This window comes from Janthinobacterium saanense (genome assembly GCF_014200675.1).
Taxonomy (GTDB): domain Bacteria; phylum Pseudomonadota; class Gammaproteobacteria; order Burkholderiales; family Burkholderiaceae_D; genus Janthinobacterium.
In genome coordinates this window covers 11,076-25,120 of the sequence record NZ_JACHCI010000024.1, presented here as the reverse complement: position 1 = coordinate 25,120, position 14,045 = coordinate 11,076, and the positions used below count along the sequence as shown (strand labels likewise).

The following is a 14,045-nucleotide window of genomic DNA, read 5'->3' as shown; positions in this document are numbered from 1 at the left end:
GCCGCGTGTCAGGCGCATTGTCGAGACGGCGCGGCGCCGTGATGGTTTTCCTGGTCTGCCTCGCGCTGGGCCTGGGCCTGGCCATCGTGCTGGCCAGGGTAACTGAAATGCCGTGGCTCAATGCGGTCCTGCTGGTCGTGCCGGCCACGCTGGTGTATGCGGTCGGCAGCGGATTTTCCGCGTTCTACCTGTGCCGTGCTTATCCGCTGGCACAGGGCAGGCCCTTGGCCATCGCTGGCGTGATCGGTGTGGCGGCCCTGTTCGCGGGGCTGATGTGGGCAACCTTGCTGCAATTTGTGAATAGCCTCAGCCTGTTGCCCGATGTTCCCTGGCTGGGCGTGCCGCTCGGCCCATCCTTGCTGGCCCTGTTTTTCGGTCTTGGTGCGCTACTGTATTGCCTGGTTGCCGCCGTGCATTATCTGCTGCAGGAATTCCTGCGCGCCAAGAGCGCCGAACAGCGGGGGCTGGAAGCGCAGCTGATGGCGCAGGAAGCGCAGCTGCGCATGCTGCGCACGCAGATCGATCCGCATTTCCTGTTCAACAGCCTCAATTCCATCAGCGCGCTGACATCCATCGATGCGGCGGGCGCCCGCACGATGACGGTGGCACTGGCCAGCTTCTTTCGCCAGAGCCTGAGCATGGAAGCGCACCAGCATATTGCGCTGGAACAGGAACTGGTGCTGATACGCCATTTCCTGTCCATCGAGCAAGTGCGTTTTGGCGAGCGGCTGCAAGTTAATGAAGAGATCGACCCGCAAGCGCTGCCGTGCTTGCTGCCGCCCATGCTGATACAGCCGCTGGTGGAAAACGCCGTCAAGCACGGCATCTGCGGCTTGACGGAGGGTGGTGTGATCACGATCACGGCGCGGCGCGCCGGCAGCCTGCTGCAAATTGAAGTGCGCAATCCGGTCGATGCGGAGCAAGGATCGGCGCGCGGTAATGGTTTGGGCCTGGAGAATGTGCGCCAGCGCCTGGCGAGCGCCTATGGCCACGAAGCCAGTGTGCACTGGACGCGGCAGGATGGCTGCTTTGTGGTGACGATATCGATGCCGGCGCAGACCGGCCCCACGGAAGAATAAAGGAGGGCGACACGATGCAAGCGAAGATGCGGGTGGCTATCGTCGACGATGAAATGCTGGCGCGTGGCCTGTTGCGCGAATACCTGGCCCGTCATGACGATATCGAGATCGTGGCCGAATGCGCCAACGGTTTTGAGGCGGTCAAGGCGATTACGGAGCTGGAACCGGAACTGGTGTTTCTCGACATACAGATGCCGCGTCTGGACGGCTTTGAAGTGGCTGAACTGGTGGGCGCGAAGACGCGTTTTATTTTTGTGACCGCCTACGACCAGTATGCCCTGAAGGCGTTCGAGTGCCATGCGCTCGACTACCTGCTGAAACCGTACAGCGAACAGCGTTTCGAACAGGCGCTGGCCCATGCGCGCACCTATCGCATGCCAGTGGCTGCCTTGGAAGCGGTGGTACGCCAGGCGGTCGCACGTGAAGCGCCGCTGGACCGCGTGCTGATACGCGATGGCGCGAAAGTCCATGTCATCGCCAGTGCCAGGATAGACTACATCGAGGCGCAGGACGATTACGTCAGCATTCGCTCGGAAGGCAAGTCCTACCTGAAAAGCCAGAGTTTGTCGGAACTGGAAAGCCAGCTTGACTCGGCGAAATTCCTGCGCGTGCACCGTTCCTATCTGCTCAATATCGATGGCATCAGCCGTATCGTAGCGCTCACCAAAGATAGCCATGTGGCGATATTGCGCGACGAGACGAGGATTCCCGTGAGCAAGGCCGGCTATCAAAAGCTCAAATTACTGCTCGCCTAGACAAAACGCAGACCCTTTCTTGAGCGTTTTCCATACCTTGCGCTTGCAAAGGCGGCTTAATCATCCTAAGATGATATCACTCGGAGGTGATAAGTGGATGCGCCCAAGCGTTGGCCGGTCACGTTTCACGATGACTTCGATGCAGAGTTCGACGCTTTTTCAGCCGATGTCCAGGATGAGTTGCTGGCAAGCGCCGATGCGCTCTCGAAGCTGGGTCCCGCTGCCGGGCGTCCCTTGGTGGGCACCTTGAAAAACGCCCAACATCCGAACATGAAAGAACTGCGTTTCAAGGCCAATCACGGTGCGGAAGTATGGCGGGCCGCTTTTGCTTTCGATACCACGCGTGAAGCGGTCATTTTAGTCGCGGCAGCCAAGCAGGGCGTGAATGAGGAAAAGTTCTACAAGGATTTGCTGGCCAAGGCGAATGAACGTTATGACAGGCATGTGAACAAGCTGAACGCCGTAGCGAAATAGACACAAAAACAGGAGTTGAAAATGGGCAGAAAGCTGGAGGACGTCATACATGGTTTGCCGGCCGAGCGGCAGGCAAAGATCGCAGCGCTTTCTCAGGAGAAAGTGGCAGAGATGATAGCGCACGCCAGTTCCTTGACGGATTTTCGCAAGGCCGTGGGCAAGACGCAGGCGGAAGTGGCCAGGGAACTCGGCATTCAACAGCATGCGGTTTCGCAACTCGAAAAGCGTTCCGATACCTATGTCTCGACCTTGCGCCGCTTTTTGCAATCGCTGGGCATGACCCTGGAGTTGTCGGTGGTGGCGCAAAACGGCACGCGCATCGAGCTGCGCAATTTTCTTCGCCCGCAAGAGATTGAGGCAGAGGGTACGCCAGCCAGGAAAAAACCTGCCACGGCGGACAAGCCGGCTGTCAAGAAATAAACTCCCGCGCGTATCGATGGCTCAACTACCGTTCGGCCAGTTGCACATCCCACCAGGTGGGCAGCAGCTGGCGGATTTCCGGCCGTGCAAAGCGGTCGTCGATCAGGTAGACCACGCCCTTGTCCGATTGCGTGCGGATCACGCGGCCGGCCGCCTGCACCACTTTTTGCATACCCGGATATAAATACGTGTAGTCATAGCCGGCGCCAAAGATGTCGCCCATGCGCTGGCGTATCTGTTCATTGACAGGATTGATTTGCGGTAAGCCCAGGGTGGCGATAAAGGCGCCGATCAGGCGCGCGCCCGGTAAATCGATGCCTTCGCCAAAGGCGCCGCCCAGCACGGCAAAGCCGATGCCGCGCGTTTCCAGGCCAAAACGCCCCAGAAACTGCGCACGGGCGCCATCGTCCATGCGGCGTGGCTGCAGCCAGATCGGCACATCAGGAAAATGCTGCGCGAACAAAGTGGCCGTTTTTTCCATGTAATCAAAGCTGCTGAAAAACGCCAGGTAATTGCCTGGTGCTTCCGCATACTGGCGCGCCATCAGCTCGGCGATGGGCAACAGCGATGCGGGGCGGTGCTGGTAGCGCGTGGAAATGGTATCGGCCACGCGCACGGCCAGCTGTTCGGCCTGGAATGGCGATTCCACGTCGACCCAGGCCGTGCTTTCCGGCATGCCCAAAGTGTCGCTGTAGTAATTCCAAGGGCTCAAGGTGGCGGAAAACAGGGCCGTGCTGCGGCTCGCCTCGAAACGCGATTTCAGGAAGGGCGCCGGCACGATATTGCGGATGCAAACGGTGGAGCCGCTGGCCGTCTTGCTGACGTCGAACAAAGAATGGTCGCCAAAGCTTTCTGCCAGCCGGTTCAGCAGCAGCACGTCAAAATAAAAACGCTGCAAGTCTTCATCGAGCGCCGCTGCGTGCTCGGTCATGTAGTTGCCAAAAGCCGTGGCCACGTTTTGCAGGGCTGCAAAGAATTTATCGGGCAGGGCAGGGTGGACCAGGTAATCGCCATCCTGTTCCTTGAGCAGCGCGGTCCACTGGCGCGCCACCCGGTCCAGCGGCTTTTTCAGTGCTTCGGGGGCGATCTTGCGCAGCATTTTCAGATTGGCCTGCTCCAGTTCGGCCGTGTACATGCCGCGCGTGCGCGCCACCATATTGTGCGCTTCATCGATCAGCACATTGACTTTCCAGTCGTTGGCGACCGTCATGCCGTACAGCATGGCGCTGTGATCAAAATAATAGTTGTAGTCGCCGATGACGACATCGCTCCAGCGCGCCAGTTCCATGCCCAGGTAATACGGGCACACGTCCAGCTGCAAGGCGATGGCGCGCACGGCTTCCTTGTCGAGTATCAAGCCGCTGGCCAGTGCCGCCGCCCGCGCCAAGGGCAAGCGCTCATAAAAGCCGCGTGCCAGCGGACATGATTCACCGTGGCAAGCTTTGTCCGGATGCGCGCAGGCGCTGGCCTTGGCGCTTAATTCCAGCACGCGCAGCGGCAGCAGCGGCGCACTGTTTTTCACGATGGCGCAGGCGTCGAGTGCCATCTGCCGTCCCGGCACCTTGGCCGCCAAAAAAAACACTTTATCGAGGCCATGCGCTGCGGTGGCCTTGAGCATGGGAAACAGGCTACCCACCGACTTGCCGATACCGGTCGGCGCTTGCGCCAGCAGGCAGCAGGAGCGGGTGCTGGCCTTGTACATCGCTTCGGCCAGCTGGCGCTGGCCCGGGCGGAAATCGGCATGGGGAAAGCGCATTGCTTTCAACTCTGCATCGCGTGCTTGCCGGTGCGCCATTTCCTGCTCGGCCCATTCCAGGAACAGGCTGCAATGCTGTTCGAAATAGATACGCAGCGCCTCGGCCGTGCACTCTTCGTGCATCACGGTTTCCTTCTGGCTGGCGATATCGAAATACACCAGCGCCACGCGCAGCATGGGCAGTTGCAATTGCTGGCATAGCAAATGGCCATAGATGCGCGCCTGTGCCCAGTGCAATTGCCTGTGGTTGGCCGGCATCTTGTCCAGATCGCCCCGATACGTCTTGATTTCTTCCAGCTGGCGCCGGGCCGGATCATAGCCATCGGCGCGGCCGCGCACATGCAGGGGGCCGAAGTGGCCACTCAGGCTGATTTCGCGCTGGTAATCATCGTCGCGCCGGCTTGTGACGGTGGCGTGGCCGGCAATGCCTTCCTGCGACGTGGGCGAGGGCGTGAAGCGCAAGTCCAGGTCGCCGACCTTGGCGGTGAATTCGCACAGGGCCCGTACAGCAACGGTATATGTCATGGCTGTGCATCCTGCCATTGCAGATAGCACACGCTGATCGGCATGGCGTGCCGGGCGCAATAGGCGATCCAGCGCTGCTGGTTGTCTTGCAGGCGGTCGCCCGGACCCTTGACTTCGATCATGCGGTAGCGCCGCTCGGCCGGCCAGAATTGTATGAGGTCGGGCAAGCCGCTACGGTTGCTTTTGATGTCGAGCAAGAGGCGTTCAAACGTCTTTTTCAAATGCAGGGCGGGGATGCAGCTGAGCGCCAATTCGAGCAAGCCATCGTCCAGCACTTCCCAGCTGACAAAAGGCGAGACGATGCCGGCCTTGCTGGCGTAGGTGGTGCGTATCGCCGCCTGGTAGGCGCCGCTGTCGAGCTGCGCCAGGCAAGCCTGGAAATCGCTGGCGCGGCGCGGATAAAAGTCGGCGCTATGCAAGTCGGCCGGCCCACGGTGAAACGGGTGGAAGAAGGCGCCGGGAATGGCCTTGAAGATGGCTGGCCAGCACAGCAGGCCAAACAGCGAATTGAGCAGGGTATTTTCCACGTAATACACGGGCGCATCGTCTTGCGTCAGGTGCTGCTGCACCACCCCTTCTACGTAGCAGGCTTGCTGGGGCGGCGGCAGCAGCAGGTCGATGCGCACCGCTTGCGTTACTGGTTCGGCTGGCTGTTTCGGGTGGCCCAGGGTGCGCCGCAAGCGGGGCGCCATGCGCAGTAGCAACTGGTGCTCTGCCTCGCTTTCCGGCGCTTGCAGCGCGATGATCAGCCTGTCGTAGGCCGCTTGTGGCTGTGCATCTTTTTCCAGCACGCGGATGGCGCGGGCGCGCGCACCGGGATAGCGGCAAGCGGCATAAGCGTGGTAGGCGGCCGGCCAGTCCTGGCATTTTTCCAGGTGCTGGCCGATCTGGAATTGCAGCTTTTCGCGCCGGCTGGCCAGCCAGGGATTGTGTGCATCGCGTGCCGCCAGCGACGCCAGTTGCTGCAGCACGTCGGCAGGCGCTTCGCCCTCGTTGAAGCGCTCGCGGCACTGGTGCAGCACTTCATAGTGTTCGATATCCTGGCGCGTGCCGAAACCGCGCGACTGGCTGGAAAATTCCACTTTTTCGTATTGGTACACGCCCAGGTCGGACAGCACGAATTCCGACCAGTCCTGGTGATAGTTGCCAAAGTAAATCAATCGCAGCCGGTCGCACAGGTCCTGGTTGTCAATCCGGTACAGCACATCATCGGAGGCCGGATGCCAGGCCGAGAAGGCTTGCTCCTGCGTATATTCTTCACGCAATGCTTCCAGCTGCTCGGCCTTGCGCGCTGCTTTCAAGGGGGTGACGAGCTGGAATGCCTGGCTGATTTCGGGTTTCAGCAGCAGTTCGAACAACTCGTCGAGCGAAATGGCAGGGTCCAGCGCTACCCATTTTAATTCCAGCAAGGGCAGGGCGGCGGCGCGGGTATCGCCGATTTCCTCGTAGTTGAGCTTGCTCGCGCGGAACAAGCAACCTTTGCGCATCACCAGGCGCACGAACAGGGCGCGCGAGGCTAGCGGCAATTGCGTGAACTGCTTGACGAAGCGTGTTTCTTCAGGACTCAGCAAATCGGCATAACGCTCGCTGATCCAGTTCAGCACGCCCTGGAAATTGTCCAGATAGTACAGGGGATTTTCCAGGACTCTCAACATGGTGACGATAGGGCAATTCTAAAATAAAGAAGATTTTACTGTGTTTATATACAGTTTAAACCTTAGGCCGCCGCTTGCCCAGCGATTTCATCTTTCTGATTTTCTCGCGCAAATAAATAAGCATTTTAGTTTACTTATATGATGCTCCCGCGTATATTCTTTCCATACACATATAATCAAGACACCCACCGAGGCTGCATGAAAAATATCATCCTGATCACTGCTGCCTGTTTGCTGGCGCTGCTTTCCACCATAGGCGCCTCCCTGCCTTACCCGATACTGCCGCCGCTGTTCGCGGCCGAAGCGGCAAATAGCTTCAATCATTTCCTGGGTTTGCCGTCCAAACTGCTGTTTGGCCTGGCGCTGACCATCAACCCCTTGGGCCTGCTGATTGGCTCGGCCTTGCTGGGGCCTTTGTCTGACCGTTATGGCCGCCGTCCCTTGCTGATGCGCACGGCCGTGGGCGCCGCGCTTGGTCACGCGATCACGGCCTGGGCGCTGGTGATCCAGTCGTATCCGCTGTTTATCGTGGCCCGCTTCATCACCGGTTTGCTTGAAGGTAACGGTGCCGTGGCCCGCGCCATGCTGGCCGATCAGTTGCAAGGCCCCCTGCGTTTGCGCGCCATGTCCTGGCTGAACGGTGCGTTTTACCTGGGCTGGCTGGTGGGTCCTATCCTGGCCGGTGCAACCCTGGGCTGGGGCGTCACCGTGCCATTCTGGATTGCCGCGATCGCCTTGCTGATGGTGGCGCTGCTGGTCGCCATCGCCTTGCCGCGTGAAACGCCATCGCTGCTGACCACCTCGTGGTGGCAGGTGGCGCGCGACCGCCATTCGCTCAACTTGCTGCGCCATGCCGAACTGCGTACCTTGTTTATCGTGCAGCTGGCGCTGACCTGCGGCGTGGCCAGCTTTTACGAGTTTTATCCGCTGTGGCTGGTTGAAATGGGCGGCTACAAGGCGCAGGCGATTGCCTGGGTGAATGTGGGTCTGTGCGGCACCATGACCATCACCTCGCTGCTGGCCGGTGGCCCCAGCCGCCATGCGCCGTTGTTGCGTGCCAGCTGGTATGCCTGCGGCGTGGCCTTGGCGGTGGGCACTTTGGCGCTGGGCAATATCTGGGTGGGCATCGCCGCCATCGTGCTGTTCGGCATCCCGAACGCCTTGTATAACACGGTGATACAGGGCTGGTGCGCCGAGCGCTTCAGCGCACACGGGCAGGGCGCCGTGATGGGCTTGCTGGCGACCACTTTCTGCATCGCCAACATCATCGTGGCGCTGGGCGGCTCCGTGCTGACCTTGATCGATACGCGCTTGATCCTGATCGTCGGCGCCTGCTGTGGCGTGTGGGCCGCCTGGCGCCTGAACGCCTGGCGCCGCGAACTGGCGAGCAGTGACGTCGTCGCGCCGGAGGTAGCCGCATGAACACTTTTGAGCAAACGCTGTTCCTGCTGAAGATGCGCGGTCCGCAAACGGCGCAGCAACTGGCGGCCCTGCTCGACATCACCTCGATGGGCGCGCGCCGCCAGCTCGAGGCGGCGCAGGAAAAGGGCTTGCTGGTCTGCGAGGACGTGGCCGACAAGGTGGGCCGTCCATCGCGGCGCTGGCAGCTGAGCGAAGCGGGCCATGCGCGTTTTCCCGACCGCCATGCCGACCTGACCCTGGAATTGATCGCGCAAGTAAAAACGCTGTTTGGCGAGGCGGGTCTGGACAAGCTGATCGCTGCGCGGGAACAAAGTAGCGAAGCGGCTTACCGCAAGCTGATCGATGGCGACAGCACCTTGCTGCAGCGGGTGAATTCGCTGGCCGTGGCGCGCGACGGCGAAGGCTATATGGCCAATGCGGAAGTGCAGGACGATGGCAGCGTGCTACTGGTGGAAAACCATTGCCCGATCTGCGCGGCGGCAACTAGTTGCCAGAATTTTTGCCGTTCGGAACTGGCTATCTTTCAGCGGGTGCTGGGGGAAGGTTGTACGGTGGAACGCAGCGAGCACCTGCTTGATGGCGGCAGGCGCTGCGTGTACAAGATAGTGCCGGTCGGGAGCTGACCCGAAGATCAGCCCCTGTGCCGGGAATGGTTTTTATTTCTTGGCCGCTTTTGCTTTCGGCGCCGGCTTGCTTTCAGGCGCGGTCGCTTTTTCCGACGCCTGCGCAACCTGCGCCGAGGCCTTGGCGATCTGCTCTTCCACGGTCTTCACGGCTTGTTTGGTGGCCTTGGTCACTTGCTCGTAGCCAAGGAAGGCGTTGTCGATGGCGGCCTTGACGATGGCGACGGCGTTTTCCGAGCCGGGCGGCACGTTTTTCGTCACGTCATAAATCAGCGCGCTCAAATTGCTTTTCGCTTCAGCCACATGGGCTTCGGCGGCCGTGGTGAACTCCGTATGGATTTCCTTGATGATGTCGTCGAGTTGCTGCTTATACGCTTTCGCGCCCGCCACGCCCGGTTGCAACTGGGCAGCTGCCGCAGCCACGGCCGCTTTCGGGTCCTTGGCCTGGCTGATTTCCTTGCCGGCGGCGATGCTGTCTTCGATGCCGGATTTGGCGGTGGCCATGTTCAGCGCCAGTACCTGTTCCACGCCTTGCACGGCTTTGCTGGTCAGGGTGTTGAAGGTCATCAGCTGGAATTCAAACAGGGCCTTGGTGGCCGTTGCGAATTGTTCGGGATTGGTAAACATGTGGTCTCCTCGGTTTGAATAGATACTTGTTATCTTTCATACTTGTTCGACGCCGCTCATGGTCAACTTGCAGCGCTTAAGGTCAAGCCGGTTGCCCCGTGTTGTTATGCCCCCATTATTTAACAGGCGCCGGTTTTTCGCAACGGCTATCTTTGTAGGGGCCGGAAGCGAGTTCCCAGCCAAATCCCAGGGTGGACTGGGCGCAGGACAGGGTGCCGTCGACCTTGCTGCGCCATTTGTACCAGGGCGCCGGTCCGGCCAGGGCGCAGGCGCTGGCGGCCAGCAGGGCGAAGGCGATACAGTATTTCATCATGTGCTGAGCTCTCAAAGAATGCTTGCGCATATTGTAGCGCCAGCAGCGTTCAGGAGTCGGCCGGCTGGGGCGCCACGGCAGGCAGCTGCAAGGTGAAGGTGGTGCCGCCATCACTGGCGCTGGTGGCGTCGATATGTCCGCCCAGCACGCCCGTGACGATGTTGTGCGCCACGTGCAAGCCCAGGCCCGAGCTGCCGGAACCGAGTTTGGTGGTGAAGAAGGGGTCGTAGATATGCGGCAGGTCGTGGGCACTGATGCCGGCGCCATTGTCGGAAATTGAGACGGTGATCGTCTGTGCATCATCGCTGGCGTGCGCAGCGATGGCGATGGTATTTTTGTCGCCATTGCGGCCGCCATCGAAAGCATGGCGCAAACAGTTTTCCAGCAGATTGGCCAGCACCTGGCCCAAGGGGCCCGGATAACTGTCCATGGCCAGTTCGTCCGGCACGTCCTGCGTCAGGCGCACGCGGGCCTCTTTCAGTTGCGCCGACATGGGCACGATCTGTTCGGCAATGAACCGGCGCAGCGGGAAATGGCGCCGCTGCGAGCGGGTGCGGTCCACGGCGATCTGCTTGAAGCTCGATACCAGGTCGGCCGCCCGCTGCAGGTTGCGCAGCATGATGGCGTCCGCCTCGCCGGCCTGCGCCAGATAAGTGTCCAGTTCCGATCTGCGCAAGCCATCCTGCAAGCCGGCCTGGATGGTGCGCGTGTTTTCAGCCATGGTGGTGGCCACCACCAGGCTGTTGCCGATCGGCGTATTAAGTTCATGCGCGATGCCGGCCACCAGCGCGCCCAGGGCGGCCAGCTTGTCGCGGCGTACCAGTTCGGCTTGCGTGATGGACAGGTTTTCCAGTGCGGCCGCCAGTTCGAGGTTGGCTTGCTCAGACTGTTCCTTGGCCAGCGTGAGGGCGGCCGTGCGTTCGGCCACCAGCTCTTCCAGGTGAGTGCGGTGGCGCTGCAGTTCGCGTTCATGGCGCATGCGGCTGATCGCGATGCCGGCCATGTCGGTGGCCGCGTCGATCAGGCTCAGGTCTTGCGCGTTGGGGCTGCGTACTTCGCGGTAATACATGGCGAACGAGCCCAGCACGATGCCATCCTGGCTGAAGATGGGGCGCGACCAGCAGGCGCGCAGGCCGAATTGCACCGCCAGTTCGCGGTAGGGCGCCCACAGCGGATCGTGCATGATGTCGCTGACGACGACGGCTTCGCCCAAGAACATGGCGGTGCCGCAGGAGCCCACGCCGGGGCCGATTTCTGCGCCTTCGAGCAGGGCCATGTAGTCGGGCGGCAAGCTGGGACCGGAGGCGCTGTGCATGTGGCGCCCATCATCGTCGAGCAGCATGATGGAGCAATACACGCCGCGCGACTGGCCTTCGATCAGCAGCAGCAAGCGGTCCAGGGTGGGAATCAGCGGCGCCCCCTTGGCGACCATTTCCAGCAGGGTATTCTGTCCTGCGCGCAAGGCTTCGGCCAGGTTGCGTTCGGTCAAGTCGGCTACGCGCGCATGCACCAGCTGGCGGCCCGGCACGGCCAGGCGCATCAAACGGATTTCGCATTCGATCGGATGATGGTCGCGATGGCGGCAAGTGGCGCGGAAGGCGGCGATCCTGCCTTGCAGGGTGGCGTCCATCTTTTGCTGCAGCAGTTGCATCGACGGTTGCCCGTCTGCCTGATTGCCGGGAAACAGCGGCGCCAGGCCGCCTTGCAGCAGCGCCGCCTGCGGCAGGCCAAACAGGTCTTGCGCCAGATGGTTGGCGTCGACCAGCACCTTGTTGTCAATGTCGAACAGCAGCACGGCGTCGGGCGAGCCGGCCAGGATGGAGTGGTAATTGACTTCCAGCGTCTGCGGATGCAGGGGCCGCAGTGGCTCGATATCGGCGGCGAAGGACGCATCTGCCTTTGCATCTGCGGCCTCGGCTTTATGGAGCGCCAGTTCCATGAGGATTTTTTCCGCCACGTCGCGCGCATCGAAGGGCATCTTGATGTAGTCGCTGGCGCCGGCGCCCACGCTGCGGCCTTGCTCTTCGGCACTGGGCGTGGCCGACATCAGCAGCAAGGGCACGCCATGGCGTCCGCCGGCATTGCGCAAGCGCATGCAGCTGGCGCTGATATTCGTGCCGGCCAGGGCGGTGTCGAGCAAAATCAGGTCGGTGCCGCTGGCGGCCAGTTGCACGCCCTCATCAATATCGCCGGCCACGCCCGTGCCCAGGTTGTGCCGGTCCAGCATGTACAGCAGTTCGCGCACATCATTCGTCGCCTTGCTGACCAGTAATACCTTGGCCCGGTCAGTGAGAGAGGAAATCAACTGATTCATGGCATTGCACCCCTTATGCCTGTCTGCAGATCCGCTACTGATGGTAAAACTGTATCACCGTGAAGCTGATATTACAGCAAGGTAAGGAAAAGTAAGTGATGAGTGTGGCTATTATTGATTACAAGTAATGCGTTCAGGCAACCTTGGGCAAATCTCCGGCAGCCTTGACGTTGTCGCGCGCCTGTTCGATGCGTGGGTAATTATCCTCTATCCAGTCGACCAGCACCGCCAGCCGTTCGGCCGCCTCGCGCCCCAGCGGCGTCAGGCTGTATTCAACTTTCGGCGGGATCACCAGGTAAGCCTGGCGCAACACGAAACCGTCGCTGACCAGGGCGTCCAGCGTTTGCGCCAGCATTTTTTCACTGACGCCGCCCACTTCACGGCGCAATTCGCTGAAACGGCGCGTACCGCTCAGCAGCAATACTTGCACCAGCACTGCCCAGCGGCTGGTCAGGTGGCTGAGTACGGCGCGCGAAGGGCAGGCGGCCGCCATCAGCTGTGCGCCCTGGGTTTGGCGGCTCAGGGCGGCGCGCAGGCTGGCGCCCGGGGTGTCAATATGCATGTCGATGTCCATGATAGGGTTCCTTGGGGCGTCTGTCTTCATGTATTTATCTCAGCACTTACCAAAAGGTACGTACTTACAATAAGAGAGTAATGACCTTATTATAGATCCACACCACCCACCTTCAAAGGAAAAATCATGATCGTCATTACCGGCGCCACAGGCAATCTGGGCCAGCTCGTCATTGCTAATCTGTTGAAAACCGTACCTGCAGGCAATATCATCGCTGCCGTGCGCAACCCGGCCAAGGCCGCTCATCTGGCAGAGCAGGGCGTGCAAGTGCGCCAGGCCGATTACAACGATGGCGCCAGCCTCGACGCCGCCTTCCAGGGCGCGACGAAAATCCTCTTGATTTCCTCGAGCGAAATCGGCCAGCGCGCCACCCAGCACCAGAACGTGATCGATGCGGCCAAGCGCGCCGGCGTCAGCCTGCTGGCCTACACCAGCTTGCTGCGTGCGGACACCACGCCGCTGGGCCTGGCTGCCGAACACGTCGCAACGGAGGCGGCCATCCGCGCCTCGGGTCTGCCATCGAGCATCTTGCGTAATGGCTGGTATCTGGAAAACCATGTGGAACACCTGGCGCCCGTGCTGGAACATGGCGTAGTGCTGGGTGCGGCCCAGCAAGGGCGTTTCTCGTCTGCTGCGCGCGACGATTATGCGGCCGCTGCTGCTGCCGTGCTGACGGCCGGCACACCGCAAGCCGTGTATGAACTGGCCGGCGACAGCGGTTTCACCTTGAGCGACTACGCGGCCGAAGTGGCGCGCCAGTCGGGCAAGGCCATCGTGTATAAAGATTTGCCGCAAGCGGACTTCAAGGCGGCGCTGGTCGGCGTGGGCGTGCCCGAAGGCTTTGCCGATCTGCTGTCGGACTCCGACGCGGGCGCTGCCAAGGGCGCTCTGGAAGACAATGGCAAGCAACTGAGCGCGCTGATTGGCCGTCCGACGCGCACCCTGGCCGTAGCGGTCAAGGCGGCATTGGCCAAGTAAGGCCGGAGGAGGGATGGCGCTACGGCGCCATCGCTATCGGTAGCAGGAATGAAAAAAGCCGCAAACTCGTGAAAGTTTGCGGCTTTTTTGCGAATTCGGTAATGGTGCCCACGGAGGGACTCGAACCCCCACACCCAAAGGCACATGGACCTGAACCATGCGCGTCTACCAATTCCGCCACGTGGGCACTGATGCTGCTATTTGCTTATTTACTGCGTACCACTATTACTGCGTACTACTGTTGCTGCGGACTACAACGATGAATTACTCGTCGCTGGTAGTGGTGCCCACGGAGGGACTCGAACCCCCACACCCGAAGGCACATGGACCTGAACCATGCGCGTCTACCAATTCCGCCACGTGGGCATTGTGCTGCTGACTACGGTGCTACTTTACTACTGACTACAGCGGACTACAACGATGAATTACTCATTGCTGGTAGTGGTGCCCACGGAGGGACTCGAACCCCCACACCCGAAGGCACATGGACCTGAACCATGCGCGTCTACCAATTCCGCCACGTGGGCATT

13 protein-coding genes and 3 tRNA genes are annotated in these 14,045 nt (G+C 60.8%); 7 read left to right on the top strand and 9 right to left on the bottom strand.

The window, feature by feature from the left end:
• Positions 1-5: 5 nt before the first annotated feature.
• The 4 genes from HDE72_RS23960 to HDE72_RS23945 all read left to right on the top strand — a co-directional run bounded on the left by HDE72_RS23960 (position 6) and on the right by HDE72_RS23945 (position 2,728).
• A complete protein-coding gene (locus HDE72_RS23960) occupies positions 6-1,079 on the top strand; it encodes a sensor histidine kinase (RefSeq protein WP_183747001.1) in 1,074 nt (357 codons plus the stop codon).
• A 26-nt stretch (positions 1,080-1,105) separates the two neighbouring features.
• Complete coding sequence (locus HDE72_RS23955; protein ID WP_183747139.1) at positions 1,106-1,834, top strand: LytR/AlgR family response regulator transcription factor; 729 nt, start codon at positions 1,106-1,108, stop codon at positions 1,832-1,834.
• Between the two features lie 93 nt (positions 1,835-1,927).
• Positions 1,928-2,308 carry a type II toxin-antitoxin system RelE/ParE family toxin gene (locus HDE72_RS23950; RefSeq protein ID WP_183746998.1) on the top strand — a complete coding sequence of 127 codons (381 nt, stop codon included), beginning with the start codon at positions 1,928-1,930 and terminating at the stop codon, positions 2,306-2,308.
• A 21-nt stretch (positions 2,309-2,329) separates the two neighbouring features.
• Positions 2,330-2,728 carry an XRE family transcriptional regulator gene (locus HDE72_RS23945; RefSeq protein WP_183746995.1) on the top strand — a complete coding sequence of 133 codons (399 nt, stop codon included), beginning with the start codon at positions 2,330-2,332 and terminating at the stop codon, positions 2,726-2,728.
• A 25-nt stretch (positions 2,729-2,753) separates the two neighbouring features.
• Here HDE72_RS23945 and HDE72_RS23940 read toward each other — a convergent pair whose 3' ends face one another.
• Together HDE72_RS23940 and HDE72_RS23935 are read right to left on the bottom strand one after the other, a co-directional pair.
• Positions 2,754-5,009, bottom strand: coding sequence for an ATP-dependent DNA helicase (locus HDE72_RS23940; protein ID WP_183746992.1), 2,256 nt, complete (start codon positions 5,007-5,009; stop codon positions 2,754-2,756).
• On the bottom strand, positions 5,006-6,664 hold the full coding sequence (locus HDE72_RS23935; protein WP_183746989.1) for a VRR-NUC domain-containing protein: 1,659 nt from the start codon (positions 6,662-6,664) through the stop codon (positions 5,006-5,008). Before HDE72_RS23935 ends, HDE72_RS23940 begins: the two co-directional genes overlap by 4 nt.
• 198 nt (positions 6,665-6,862) lie before the next feature.
• Between HDE72_RS23935 and HDE72_RS23930 the strand changes: the two genes are divergently transcribed.
• Together HDE72_RS23930 and HDE72_RS23925 are read left to right on the top strand one after the other, a co-directional pair.
• Positions 6,863-8,086 carry an MFS transporter gene (locus tag HDE72_RS23930; protein ID WP_183746987.1) on the top strand — a complete coding sequence of 408 codons (1,224 nt, stop codon included), beginning with the start codon at positions 6,863-6,865 and terminating at the stop codon, positions 8,084-8,086.
• The gene (locus HDE72_RS23925; RefSeq protein ID WP_183746984.1) at positions 8,083-8,709 is read left to right on the top strand and encodes a helix-turn-helix transcriptional regulator; all 627 of its coding nucleotides are present in this window, start codon (positions 8,083-8,085) and stop codon (positions 8,707-8,709) included. The genes HDE72_RS23930 and HDE72_RS23925 overlap by 4 nt, the downstream gene beginning before the upstream one ends.
• Before the next feature lie 33 nt (positions 8,710-8,742).
• Here HDE72_RS23925 and phaP read toward each other — a convergent pair whose 3' ends face one another.
• The 4 genes from phaP to HDE72_RS23905 form a co-directional block, all read right to left on the bottom strand.
• On the bottom strand, positions 8,743-9,336 hold the full coding sequence (gene phaP / locus HDE72_RS23920; protein ID WP_183746980.1) for a TIGR01841 family phasin: 594 nt from the start codon (positions 9,334-9,336) through the stop codon (positions 8,743-8,745).
• A gap of 115 nt (positions 9,337-9,451) precedes the next feature.
• Complete coding sequence (locus tag HDE72_RS23915; protein WP_409254982.1) at positions 9,452-9,649, bottom strand: hypothetical protein; 198 nt, start codon at positions 9,647-9,649, stop codon at positions 9,452-9,454.
• Between the two features lie 49 nt (positions 9,650-9,698).
• Positions 9,699-11,963: an ATP-binding protein gene (locus HDE72_RS23910; RefSeq protein WP_183746977.1), complete on the bottom strand. Its 2,265-nt coding sequence runs from the start codon at positions 11,961-11,963 to the stop codon at positions 9,699-9,701.
• A 133-nt stretch (positions 11,964-12,096) separates the two neighbouring features.
• Positions 12,097-12,525, bottom strand: coding sequence for a winged helix-turn-helix transcriptional regulator (locus tag HDE72_RS23905; protein WP_183746974.1), 429 nt, complete (start codon positions 12,523-12,525; stop codon positions 12,097-12,099).
• 138 nt (positions 12,526-12,663) lie between these two features.
• Here HDE72_RS23905 and HDE72_RS23900 point away from each other — a divergent pair, with 138 nt between their 5' ends.
• Positions 12,664-13,515, top strand: a complete 852-nt coding sequence (locus tag HDE72_RS23900) for an SDR family oxidoreductase (RefSeq protein ID WP_183746972.1) — start codon at positions 12,664-12,666, stop codon at positions 13,513-13,515.
• Between the two features lie 102 nt (positions 13,516-13,617).
• Here HDE72_RS23900 and HDE72_RS23895 read toward each other — a convergent pair.
• From HDE72_RS23895 to HDE72_RS23885, 3 genes are all read right to left on the bottom strand, one after another.
• Positions 13,618-13,702, bottom strand: a tRNA-Leu gene (locus tag HDE72_RS23895).
• Between the two features lie 94 nt (positions 13,703-13,796).
• Positions 13,797-13,881: transfer RNA gene (locus HDE72_RS23890), tRNA-Leu, on the bottom strand.
• 76 nt (positions 13,882-13,957) lie between these two features.
• Positions 13,958-14,042 (bottom strand) — tRNA-Leu (locus tag HDE72_RS23885).
• Positions 14,043-14,045 lie beyond the last annotated feature (3 nt).

What these genes read in the sequence shown, in the direction of transcription:
- HDE72_RS23955 (WP_183747139.1), top strand. Translation starts at nt 1,106, where the DNA reads ATGCGGGTGGCTATCGTCGACGATGAAATGCTGGCGCGTGGCCTGTTG.
- HDE72_RS23945 (WP_183746995.1), top strand. Translation starts at nt 2,330, where the DNA reads ATGGGCAGAAAGCTGGAGGACGTCATACATGGTTTGCCGGCCGAGCGG.
- HDE72_RS23940 (WP_183746992.1), bottom strand. Translation starts at nt 5,009, where the DNA reads ATGACATATACCGTTGCTGTACGGGCCCTGTGCGAATTCACCGCCAAG.
- HDE72_RS23935 (WP_183746989.1), bottom strand. Translation starts at nt 6,664, where the DNA reads ATGTTGAGAGTCCTGGAAAATCCCCTGTACTATCTGGACAATTTCCAG.
- HDE72_RS23930 (WP_183746987.1), top strand. Translation starts at nt 6,863, where the DNA reads ATGAAAAATATCATCCTGATCACTGCTGCCTGTTTGCTGGCGCTGCTT.
- HDE72_RS23925 (WP_183746984.1), top strand. Translation starts at nt 8,083, where the DNA reads ATGAACACTTTTGAGCAAACGCTGTTCCTGCTGAAGATGCGCGGTCCG.
- phaP (WP_183746980.1), bottom strand. Translation starts at nt 9,336, where the DNA reads ATGTTTACCAATCCCGAACAATTCGCAACGGCCACCAAGGCCCTGTTT.
- HDE72_RS23915 (WP_409254982.1), bottom strand. Translation starts at nt 9,649, where the DNA reads ATGATGAAATACTGTATCGCCTTCGCCCTGCTGGCCGCCAGCGCCTGC.
- HDE72_RS23910 (WP_183746977.1), bottom strand. Translation starts at nt 11,963, where the DNA reads ATGAATCAGTTGATTTCCTCTCTCACTGACCGGGCCAAGGTATTACTG.
- HDE72_RS23905 (WP_183746974.1), bottom strand. Translation starts at nt 12,525, where the DNA reads ATGCATATTGACACCCCGGGCGCCAGCCTGCGCGCCGCCCTGAGCCGC.
- HDE72_RS23900 (WP_183746972.1), top strand. Translation starts at nt 12,664, where the DNA reads ATGATCGTCATTACCGGCGCCACAGGCAATCTGGGCCAGCTCGTCATT.